The organism is Caenimonas soli, from assembly GCF_013155545.1.
In the GTDB taxonomy this organism is placed as follows: Bacteria; Pseudomonadota; Gammaproteobacteria; order Burkholderiales; family Burkholderiaceae_C; genus Ramlibacter; species Ramlibacter soli.
In genome coordinates this window covers 114,647-124,454 of record NZ_JABJVV010000017.1, presented here as the reverse complement: position 1 = coordinate 124,454, position 9,808 = coordinate 114,647, and the positions used below count along the sequence as shown (strand labels likewise).

At 66.8% G+C, this 9,808-nt stretch carries 8 protein-coding genes; 4 read left to right on the top strand and 4 right to left on the bottom strand.

Annotation, left to right across the window (positions count from 1 at the left end):
• Positions 1 to 145, bottom strand: a 145-nt coding sequence (locus HNE04_RS22775; protein WP_172223826.1) for a DUF4372 domain-containing protein, incomplete at its 3' end; no start/stop codon positions are given.
• Positions 146 to 363: 218 nt separating this feature from the next.
• Here HNE04_RS22775 and HNE04_RS22770 point away from each other — a divergent pair.
• The 4 genes from HNE04_RS22770 (at position 364) to HNE04_RS22755 (ending at position 5,841) form a co-directional block, all read left to right on the top strand.
• The gene (locus HNE04_RS22770) at positions 364 to 840 is read left to right on the top strand and encodes a CoA-binding protein (RefSeq protein WP_172224433.1); all 477 of its coding nucleotides are present in this window, start codon (positions 364 to 366) and stop codon (positions 838 to 840) included.
• Position 841: 1 nt separating this feature from the next.
• Positions 842 to 2,212 (top strand): O-acetylhomoserine aminocarboxypropyltransferase/cysteine synthase family protein, encoded by a 1,371-nt coding sequence (locus HNE04_RS22765; RefSeq protein ID WP_172224430.1) that lies wholly within the window; start codon positions 842 to 844, stop codon positions 2,210 to 2,212.
• Between the two features lie 139 nt (positions 2,213 to 2,351).
• Positions 2,352 to 3,578, top strand: a complete 1,227-nt coding sequence (glf, locus tag HNE04_RS22760; RefSeq protein WP_172224427.1) for a UDP-galactopyranose mutase — start codon at positions 2,352 to 2,354, stop codon at positions 3,576 to 3,578.
• Positions 3,579 to 3,636: 58 nt separating this feature from the next.
• Complete coding sequence (locus HNE04_RS22755) at positions 3,637 to 5,841, top strand: sugar nucleotide-binding protein (protein WP_207717692.1); 2,205 nt, start codon at positions 3,637 to 3,639, stop codon at positions 5,839 to 5,841.
• Between the two features lie 4 nt (positions 5,842 to 5,845).
• On the opposite strand, the gene galK is transcribed toward HNE04_RS22755, so the two are convergent.
• From galK to HNE04_RS22740, 3 genes are read right to left on the bottom strand one after another with little or no spacing between them, the layout of a single operon-like run.
• The gene (galK, locus tag HNE04_RS22750; RefSeq protein WP_172224424.1) at positions 5,846 to 6,913 is read right to left on the bottom strand and encodes a galactokinase; all 1,068 of its coding nucleotides are present in this window, start codon (positions 6,911 to 6,913) and stop codon (positions 5,846 to 5,848) included.
• Complete coding sequence (gene galT / locus HNE04_RS22745) at positions 6,913 to 7,998, bottom strand: galactose-1-phosphate uridylyltransferase (protein WP_172224421.1); 1,086 nt, start codon at positions 7,996 to 7,998, stop codon at positions 6,913 to 6,915. Before galT ends, galK begins: the two co-directional genes overlap by 1 nt.
• Positions 7,998 to 9,776, bottom strand: coding sequence for a glycoside hydrolase family 2 protein (locus tag HNE04_RS22740; protein WP_328700392.1), 1,779 nt, complete (start codon positions 9,774 to 9,776; stop codon positions 7,998 to 8,000). The genes galT and HNE04_RS22740 overlap by 1 nt, the downstream gene beginning before the upstream one ends.
• Positions 9,777 to 9,808: the final 32 nt, after the last annotated feature.

Sequence of the window (9,808 nt, the reverse complement as noted above, 5' to 3'; positions counted from 1 at the left end):
GCGCAAACATCATGCACAGCAACTGATCCCAATGCGAGAACTTCAGCGGCGCGTGCGAGCCCGAGTAACGCGCCACGCACCGATCAAAAACGGACCGCGGCAGATGCTCCTTCAATTGAGCAAATACCAGCTTGCCTTTGTGCATGGCCGCACCCCCGCAAATCCATACGAGTGTGCGGCTTCGGGAAGCTGAAATTCAAATCGACCCGGCCACGCCCGGCCGTTTAAATCAATCAAATCAACGACTTGCGATCCAAATGAGAACGCTTCTCCGGACAGTAGTGGGCTTGACCCGCAATCCACGTTGGCGCGCCCAGGTGGATCCCGGATCAAGTCCGGGATGACAGCCTTACACTGCAGTGCATGAACACGATCAGCGAACTGCGGCGCATCCTCGGCACCTGCAAGACCATCGCCGTGGTGGGCCTCTCGCCCCAATGGCACCGACCCAGTTTCTTCGCGGCCAAGTACATGCAGGGGCACGGCTACCAGATCATCCCGGTCAATCCAATGGCGAGCGAGATCCTGGGCCAGCGCTGCTACCCCAATCTCACGGCAGCGGCGGCGGCGCACCGCATCGACATGGTCGATTGCTTTCGCAAGAGCGAGGACATCCCGCCCATCGCCGATGAAGCGATCGCCATCGGCGCGCGCTGCCTGTGGATGCAGATCGGCGTCATCCACGAGGCGTCCGCCGCCCGGGCCAGGGCCGCCGGCCTGGACGTGGTGATGGACCGTTGCGTGAAGATCGAACATGCGCGCCTGTTCGGCGGCCTGGGCTGGGCCGGCGTCAACACCAAGGTGATCTCGTCGCGCCGTCCGCAACATCTTCCGTACTGACATGACCAAAGACCGCGACTACCCCGGCTTCGGCAAGAGCTCGAAAGGAGGCGCCGACCGCGAGTACGCGTTCGGCACCCGTGCCATCCACGCCGGCGCCGTGCCCGACCCGGTGACCGGCGCGCGCGCCACGCCCATCCACCAGACCACCAGCTTCGTCTTCGACTCCGCCGAGCACGCGGCCAGCCTGTTCAACCTGCAGACCTTCGGCAACGTCTACAGCCGCATCAGCAACCCCACGGTGGCGGTGCTGGAAGAGCGCGTCGCCTCGCTGGAGGGCGGCCGCGCCGCACTGGCCTGCGCGACGGGCATGGCAGCGCAGATGACGGCCCTGCTGGCGATCCTCAAGACCGGCGATCACATCGTCGCGGCCTCCACCTTGTATGGCGGCAGCGTGGGCCAGTTGGGCGTCGGCTTCTCGCGCCTGGGCATAGAGACGACCTTCGTCGACCCGGAGGACCCCGACAACTTCCGCCGCGCGATCCGGCCCAACACCCGGGCCCTCTACGGCGAGACGCTGGGCAATCCGCTGGTCAACGTGCTGGACATAGCAGCCGTGGCCCAGGTGGCGCATGAGCATGGCCTGCCCCTCATCATCGACAACACGGTGGCCAGCCCCTACCTGTGCAACCCGTTCGCCTTCGGCGCCGACATCGTGGTGCACAGCGCCACCAAGTACCTGGGCGGGCACGGCACCACCATGGCGGGCGTCATCGTCGAGTCGGGCAAATTCGATTGGGGATCGCCCCTGTCGGCGCCCAAGTTCCCCGAAATGCTCGAACCCAGCAGGGCGTATCACGGCGTCAAGTTCTACGAGACCTTCGGCGATTTCGGCTACACCATGAAGGCCCGCATGGAGGTCAACCGTACCTTCGGCGGCTCGCTCTCCCCGCTCAACGCCTGGCTGATCCTGCAAGGCATCGAAACGCTGCACCTGCGCATGCAGGCGCATTGCCGCAATGCTCTGCAGGTGGCGCGCTTCCTGGACGACCATCCGCTCGTGAGCTGGGTCAACTACCCCGGCCTGGAGACCTCGCCGTACCACGCATTGGCCAAAAAACAGTTCCGCAGCATCGACGGCTTGCCCGGCGCTTCGGGCATCCTCACATTCGGTATCAAGGCCGCCGACCCGGCCGCAGCGGGCGAGCGCTTCATCGACGCCTGCGAATTCCTGAGCCACCTGGCCAACATCGGCGACGCCAAGACGTTGGTGATCCATCCCGCATCGACCACCCATCGCCAGTTGAGCGAGGATGAGCTGCTGCGCGCCGGCGTCCGTGCCGACATGATCCGCCTGTCCGTCGGCATCGAAGAGGCGGACGACATCCTGTGGGACGTCGACCAGGCGCTGCGTCAAGCCACGCGCGTGTAACAGCTGGCACTGATGAAACACGGTGCAAAGGCTTGCACCGATGAGCAGCAGTGATGACAGCGCGGGCCTGCCCTTTGCTACTCTTCCCTAGCGGTACAGGCGCGGCATTTGATGCGCCTGCCACACACAAGGGAGCACGATGGACAAGGGCAGCGAGAGTTTCAAGTCGGCGGTTTCCGCCACCATTCCCGGCCAGCGCGGATTCGACTACCTGATCGTCGGCGCCGGCTTTGCGGGCAGCGTGCTGGCCGAACGCCTGGCCCGGGACCTGGGGCAACGGGTGTTAATTGTGGAGAAGAGGCGACATATCGGCGGCAATGCCTACGACAGGTACAACGACGACGGCCTGCTCATCCATCCCTACGGCCCGCACATCTTTCATACCAACTCCGCCGACATCTTCGATTTCCTGTCGCGCTTCACGCAGTGGCGGCCCTATCAGCACAGGGTGCTGGCCAGCGTGGATGGGCAGGAGGTGCCCATTCCCATCAACCTGGACACGGTGAACAGGCTCTACGGGCTGAACCTCACCTCGTTCGAGATGGAGAAGTTCTTCGAGTCGGTGGCCGAAAAAGTGGAAGCCGTGAAGACCTCCGAGGACGTGGTCGTCAGCAAGGTCGGCCGCGAGCTCTACAACAAGTTCTTCCGCGGCTACACGCGCAAGCAGTGGGGGCTGGACCCGTCGGAGCTCGACGCCAGCGTCACCGCCCGCGTGCCCACGCGCACCAACCGCGACGACCGCTATTTCACGGACACCTTCCAGGCCATGCCGCTGCACGGCTACACGCGCATGTTCGAGTCCATGCTGGATCACCCCAACATCAAGGTGATGCTCAACACCGACTACCGCGACGTCGTGGATGTGCTGCCCTGGAAGCACATGATCTACACCGGCCCGGTGGATGCGTTCTTCAACTACCAGTACGGCAAGCTGCCTTACCGCAGCCTGGAGTTCCGCCACGAGACCCTGCCCCAGGAGCAGTTCCAGCGGGTGGGCACGGTGAACTACCCGAACGACTACGGCTACACGCGCATCAGCGAGTTCAAGCACATCACCGGGCAGCTGCATCCCAAGACCTCGGTGGTCTACGAATACCCGCGAGCCGACGGCGACCCCTATTACCCGGTGCCGCGGCCCGAGAACGCCGCCCTGTACCGCAAATACGAGGCGCTGGCCGAAGCCACCCAGAACGTGACCTTCGTGGGCCGCCTGGCGACCTACAAGTACTACAACATGGACCAGGTGGTGGGCCAGGCCCTGGCTGCTTTCAAACGCCTCAAGCAACGCCACGAGGAGGCCGCGAGAGCGTGCCGCGACGTGTCGCCCTTGACGGCGCCGATCGGCCACGTGTCCGCGGGTGCATGAGCCGCCGGGCCGCTCCCAAGGCGAATAGCACCGCAGCGCGTAGCGCGGGGGTTACCTAATGAGCCCGATGCGGCCGCTCGAGTTGTGGGCGGGGCCCGAGTGCACCGTCAACCGCGTTGGAGATGCGTACCAGGACCAGCTGCTCTTCAGCGGCTTCGACCGGCGCCTGGATGACCTGGACCGGCTGGCCGGCACAGGCGCCAAGCGCCTGCGCTTTCCGCTGCTGTGGGAACGAACTTCGCCCGACCTTGGCGTGTTCGACTGGCGCTGGAGCGACGAGCGGGTGGTGCGGATGCGCGAACTCGGGCTGGGTTTCATCGCGGGCCTGGTGCACCACGGCAGCGGCCCGCGCCATACCAGCCTGCTGGATCCGCAGTTTGCGCCAAAGCTCGCGGCCTATGCGCGCGCCGTGGCCGAACGCTATCCCGACATCGACGCCTACACGCCCGTCAACGAGCCGCTGACCACGGCGCGGTTCAGCGGGCTCTACGGCCTGTGGTATCCGCACCATCGCGACGACAAGAGTTTCGTGCGCGCCCTTCTCAACCAGATCAGGGCCACGGTGCTGGCGATGCGCGCCGTGCGCGAGGTGAACCCGCAGGCGCAGCTGATACAGACCGATGACCTCGGCCGTATCGAAAGTTCCCCGCGGCTGCGCTACCAGGCCGAGTTCGAGAACCTGCGCCGCTGGCTGACGTTCGACTTGCTGGCCGGACGCGTCGACGCGCAGCACCCGCTGCGCGCCTATCTGCGCAATCACGGCGCCAGCGAACAGGAACTGCAGGAGCTGGTCGAGCATCCCTGCCCGCCCGACGTGGTGGGCATCAACTGCTACGTGACCAGCGAGCGCTTCCTGGACGAGCGCGTCTGGCTGTACCCGCCGGACCTGCTTGGCGGCAACGGGCGCGACAAGTACGTGGACGTGGAACTGGCCCGTGTTCATGGCCGCGCCATCGGCGGCTTCGCCGCCCGCCTGCGCGAAGCCAGCGAACGCTACGGGCTGCCGGTGGCCATCACCGAGGCCCACCTGGGCTGCACCCGCGATGAACAGCTGCGCTGGCTGCACCAGGCCTGGCAGGCCGCGGAGGAAGTGCGCAGCGAAGGCCACGACATCCGCGCCGTCACCGCCTGGGCCGCGTTCGGCACCTACGACTGGGACAGTCTGCTGACGCGCAGCATCGGCACCTACGAACCGGGCCTGTGGGACGTCAGCACCGGCGAGCCGCGGCCCACCGCGCTGGCCGCGCTGGCGCGGCAACTGGCCCATGGTGAAACGCCGCAAAGCCCGGTGCTCGGCGCGCCCGGCTGGTGGCAGCGTGAACTGCGCCTCGCCTACCCGGCGCATGGCGAGATCGAGACGATGCCGGTGACCGGCCGTCCTTTGCTGATCACCGGCGCCACGGGAACGCTGGGCCAGGCCTTCTCGCGCTTTTGCGACCTGCGCGGCCTGTCCTATCGCTTGCTGTCGCGCGCCGACATGGACATCGCCGACCCGGCTTCGGTGGCGGCCGCGCTGGAGCGCTGGCAACCCTGGGCAGTCATCAACACCGCCGGCTTCGTGCGCGTGGACGATGCCGAGCACGACAAGCGCCAGTGGCGCGAAAACGTCGCCGGACCGGTGCTGCTGGCCCAGGAGTGCGCGCGCCGGGGCGTGCGCCTCATGACCTTCTCCAGCGACCTGGTGTTCGATGGCAGCAAGACTTCGCCCTACGTGGAAAGCGACACGCCGGCGCCGCTCAACGCCTATGGCCGCGCGAAGCTGGAGGCCGAGACCCGCATCGAGGAACATGCGCCCGATGCCTTGCTGATCCGGACGGCCGCCTTCTTCGGGCCGTGGGACCGGCACAACTTCGTTTCGCAAGCGCTGGAGACGCTGCGGCGCGGCGAGCCCTGGCGGGCTGCAGAAGACCAGTGCGTGTCGCCCACCTATGTGCCGGACCTGGCGCAGGCGGCGTTGGACCTGCTGGTCGATGGCGAGCACGGCCTCTGGCACCTGACCAACCGCGGCGAGGTGAGCTGGGCGCGCTTCGCCCAGATGGCCGCCGAAGCGGCGTCACTGGACATGCGCCTGGTCGAAAGCTCCTACGGCACGGCTCTCGGCCATGTCGCCCCCCGGCCGCGCTATTCGGCGCTGGGCAGCGAGCGCCACTTCCTGATGCCCAAGCTGGAAGACGCGCTTTGCCGCTACCTGGGCGATTGCCACAACATGGCCGGCGACTGGCCGTTGGGCCGGCAAGAGCCCCCGGAGCGCGAGGCCGCGTGACGGCCTATTGAGGCGGCACCAGCACCTTGCCGTTTTGACCGGCGGCGGCGTACTGGTCCAGCACCCGGGCGGCAACCTGCTGCAGGGCCTGGGCCTCGCACAGGGCCACACAGGCGCCGCCGAAACCCGCGCCTGTCAGCCGCGCTCCGTGCACACCGTCCTCGGCCTGCAACAGGGCCACCAGCCGGTCGAGCTCGGGTGTGGAGACTTCGTAGTCGTCGCGCAGGCTGGCATGCGAGTCGTTCATCAGCGCACCGAACGCCTGTGCCGTGGTGCAGGCGACCGCCTGGACCACGCGCGCGTTCTCCGTCACGACATGGCGGGCCCGCCGCTTCAACAAATCCGGCAGTGAACTCAACTCGTCGATGCTGGCGACGTCGCGCAGCGAAGCCACGCCCAACAGCCGCGCGGCCTCCTCGCACTCGGCGCGGCGCTGGTTGTAGCCGCTGGCGGCCAATGAGCGCGCGATGCCCGAGTCGATCACCAGCACTGCGCTACCTGGCGGCAGCTCGACGAACCGCCGCTCCAGGCTGCGGGTGTCCAGCAGCAGTGCCCGGGTGGTGTCGGCCAGGCTGGACGCCATCTGGTCCATGATCCCGCAGTTGACGCCCGCGTACTCGATCTCCGCGCGCTGGGCCAGCTGGGCGATGAGCACGTCGTCCAGGGGCATGCCGAGCAGTTGTCGCAGGCAGCGCAGCGTAGCCACTTCCAACGCCGCGCTGGAAGACAGGCCCACGCCCATGGGCACATCGGATTCGACGTGGATGTCCAGCGGCGGGATGTCGGTGCCGCGCTCGCGCACCAGCACCAGGCAACCAAAGACGTAGCTGGCGAAATGCTCCGGCGGCGGCGAATCCAGGTCGAACCGCACGGTGCCGCCCTGGCCTTCGGCGTGCAGCGCGAATTGCCTCCCGCTGCTGCGCCGCATGGAAACGCGGGTGCGCTGCGCGATGGCAATCGGCAGCACGAAACCGCCGTTGTAGTCGGTGTGTTCGCCCAGCAGGTTAACCCGTCCGGGCGCTTCCCCCACGGCCTGCGGCAAGGCGCCGAACACGCTTTCGAAACCGCTCATTACAGGCTCACTTCCACCTGCTGCAGCTCGCGCGCCTTTTCCTCCGGCAGCGCGTCCATGGCGAAAAAACCGGCCGCGATCTCGGTGCCCGCCAGGTACTTCAGCCGATCGCGCGTGCGGTTGGGCGGATAGATCTCGGCGTGCAGGTGCGCTTCCGGGTGGCGCTTGCCATCGGTGGGCGCCTGGTACCAGGCCATGAGATAGGGCAGCGGCCGCTGCCACAGGCCGTCGTACTTGAGCAGCACGGTCTTGAGCGCGCGCGCCAGGTCGGCGCGCTCGGCCGGCCCGAGCTGCGCGAATCCCTCCACCGGATCTATCGGCGCTATCCACACCTCGTACGGGTAGCGCGCGCAGGCGGGAACGAACGCGATGGCATGCCGGCCTTCGTAGATGATGCGTTCCTGCACCCGCCGCTCGCCCGCGATCATCGTCTCGAGCGGGCCCCTCCCGTGCGACAGGAAGTGCTCGGCAGCCGCCTGCTGCATGCGCGCGGGAACTGGCGGCACCACCGGGTAGGCGTAGATCTGGCCGTGCGGATGGTGCAAGGTCACCCCGACCTCCGCGCCGCGATTTTCAAAGGGCAGCACGTACTGGATCTCTTCGCGCTCGCCCAGCCGTTCGGTGCGCTCGCCCCAGACCTGCAGCAGCAAGTCGATATGGTCCAGCGGCAACGCGCCGAGCGACGACTGCGGGTCCTGCGTGAACACCACCACTTCGCAATGCCCATCGGCGCGCGCGGTGGGCACGATCAATTCGGGCGGCGGCGGCCCGCTGGTGCCGCCCAGCGACGGAAAGCGGTTGTCGAACACCGCCACGTCCCAGCGGCCTGCCGGGACTTCGGTGGGATTCGCCGGATCCTTGGTGACGGCCAGCGGGTTGTACTCGGGCGGCGGCAGGAAGGTGCGTCCTTGCCGGTACGCCGCGTAGGTGACCCATTCGCCGCGCAGCGGATGCCAGCGCAGGTGCGGGCTGGCGTTCAAGGGTTCCGCGAAGGGGCTGGGCGCCTGCAGGTTCGCGTCGATGGGCTCGCGCCCGTAGAGCGTCAGGTGCCGGCCGTCCGGCTTGGTCAGCAGCAATCGATGCATCAGACGACCCCGGGGATGTAGGTGCGCGAACTCCTGGTGACGGCAGCGATGCGTTCCAGCGGGATCTTGGGTGTGCGATCGGCGTTGAGCAGGCCGTTGGCTTCCTGGAAGGTGTCGGCGAACTGGGTGTAGCAAAAGCCGCTGAACAGCGCCGTGTGGATCACCGTTTCCAGCAGCCCTTCGTACATCCGCGCAAACTCTTCCTCGTTCTGGGCCACGGTGTAGCCCCAGATTTTTTCCTTCTGCGCCGGTTGGTGCTGGTAGGCGATGCCGCCGAATTCAGTGAGCATGATGGGCTGGCCGCGGTGCGGGTAGCCGTCCAGCGTGAGGATGCGCCCGCCCGGGCGGCGCCGGTCGAACAGCTGCTCGGGCTGGATCTCGGAGCCGTAGCGCTGGCGCATGTGCTCGGTGTTGGCGTCGTAGTCGTGGATGCCGATGATGTCGGTGGCGCTGGACTCCCAGCCGTCGTTGCCGATCACGGGCCGGGTCGCGTCCAGCGTCTTGGTCAGGTGATAGAGCGCCTCCACCGCATGCCGCTGCACGCGGATGGCGGTGAGCTCGGGCACGCCCCAGGATTCATTGAACGGCACCCAAACAATGATGCAGGGGTGGCTGTAGTCGCGGTCTATGGCCTCCGACCATTCGCGCACGGTGCGTTTGATGGCGGTGCGCGTGAAGCGATAGGCCGAGGGCATTTCCTCCCACACCAGCAAGCCCAGCTTGTCGGCCCAGTAGAGGTAACGCGGGTCCTCGATCTTCTGGTGCTTGCGCACGCCGTTGAAGCCCATGGCCTTGGCCAGTTCCACGTCCTTGCGCAACGCGGCGTCGCTGGGCGCGGCCAGCAGCGTATCGGGCCAGTAGCCCTGGTCCAGCACCATGCGCAGCAGGTAGGGCCGGCCGTTGAGCATGAAGCGGTCACGCAGGATGTGCACGGAACGCAGCGCGGTGTAGGAGCTCAGTTCGTCGATCAGCTCGTCGCCCTTGAACATGCGCACGGTGGCGTCGAGCAGCGTGGGCCGCTCGGGGCTCCACAGCAGCTCGTTGCGAAAGTCGTCGATGCCGGGATCCGACAGCACGATGAAGCGGTCCACCTCGCCGTCGATTACCTGGTAGCGATCGCGCGCCAGAAGGCGCTCGCCGTGGCGCAGCGTTACCTCGATCGACAGGTCGTCGCAGCGATCGCCCTTGACGCGCGCCTCGAAGCCGATGGCATAGCCTTCGACCTGCGGCGTCCAGCGGATCTTGTCCACGTAGGTGCGGGGAACATGCTCCAGCCAGACCGTTTGCCAGATGCCTGATGTGCGTGGGTACCAGATGGAATGGGGTTCGAGCTGCCAGTCCTGCTTGCCGCGCGGCTTGGTCAGGTCGTGCGGGTCGTCTTCAGCGCGCAGCGTCACGGTCTGACGGCCCGAGGGCTCCAGCATGTGGGTGATGTCGGCCGCGAACGGCGTGTGCCCGCCTTCGTGCGTCGCGGCCAGCCAGCCGTTGACCCAGACAGTGGCCGCATAGTCCACCGCGCCGAAGCGCAGGATCACGCGATCCTTGCCCGGCTTGAGATCGAAATCGCGCTGGTACCAGCAGGCGTTGTGAAAGCCCCGGTCGCCGATGCCGCTGGCCTTGGACTCCGGCGGAAAGGGCACCGTGATCTCCATCGGCCAGCTGTCGATGTCCCCGGGTGCCGTCAGCGCTCGCTCATCGTCGTACCGGAAGCGCCATTTGCCATTCAGTGACATCCATTGGGAGCGCTGGAGTTGGGGACGTGGGTAGGCAAAATCCAAACAGAAGCTCCTTCTTGCTGTGCTCGAGCCAG

Bases quoted from the DNA above. Each gene is read 5' to 3' on its own strand.
- HNE04_RS22770 (WP_172224433.1), top strand. From the start codon at position 364: ATGAACACGATCAGCGAACTGCGGCGCATCCTCGGCACCTGCAAGACC.
- HNE04_RS22765 (WP_172224430.1), top strand. From the start codon at position 842: ATGACCAAAGACCGCGACTACCCCGGCTTCGGCAAGAGCTCGAAAGGA.
- glf (WP_172224427.1), top strand. From the start codon at position 2,352: ATGGACAAGGGCAGCGAGAGTTTCAAGTCGGCGGTTTCCGCCACCATT.
- HNE04_RS22755 (WP_207717692.1), top strand. From the start codon at position 3,637: ATGAGCCCGATGCGGCCGCTCGAGTTGTGGGCGGGGCCCGAGTGCACC.
- galK (WP_172224424.1), bottom strand. From the start codon at position 6,913: ATGAGCGGTTTCGAAAGCGTGTTCGGCGCCTTGCCGCAGGCCGTGGGG.
- galT (WP_172224421.1), bottom strand. From the start codon at position 7,998: ATGCATCGATTGCTGCTGACCAAGCCGGACGGCCGGCACCTGACGCTC.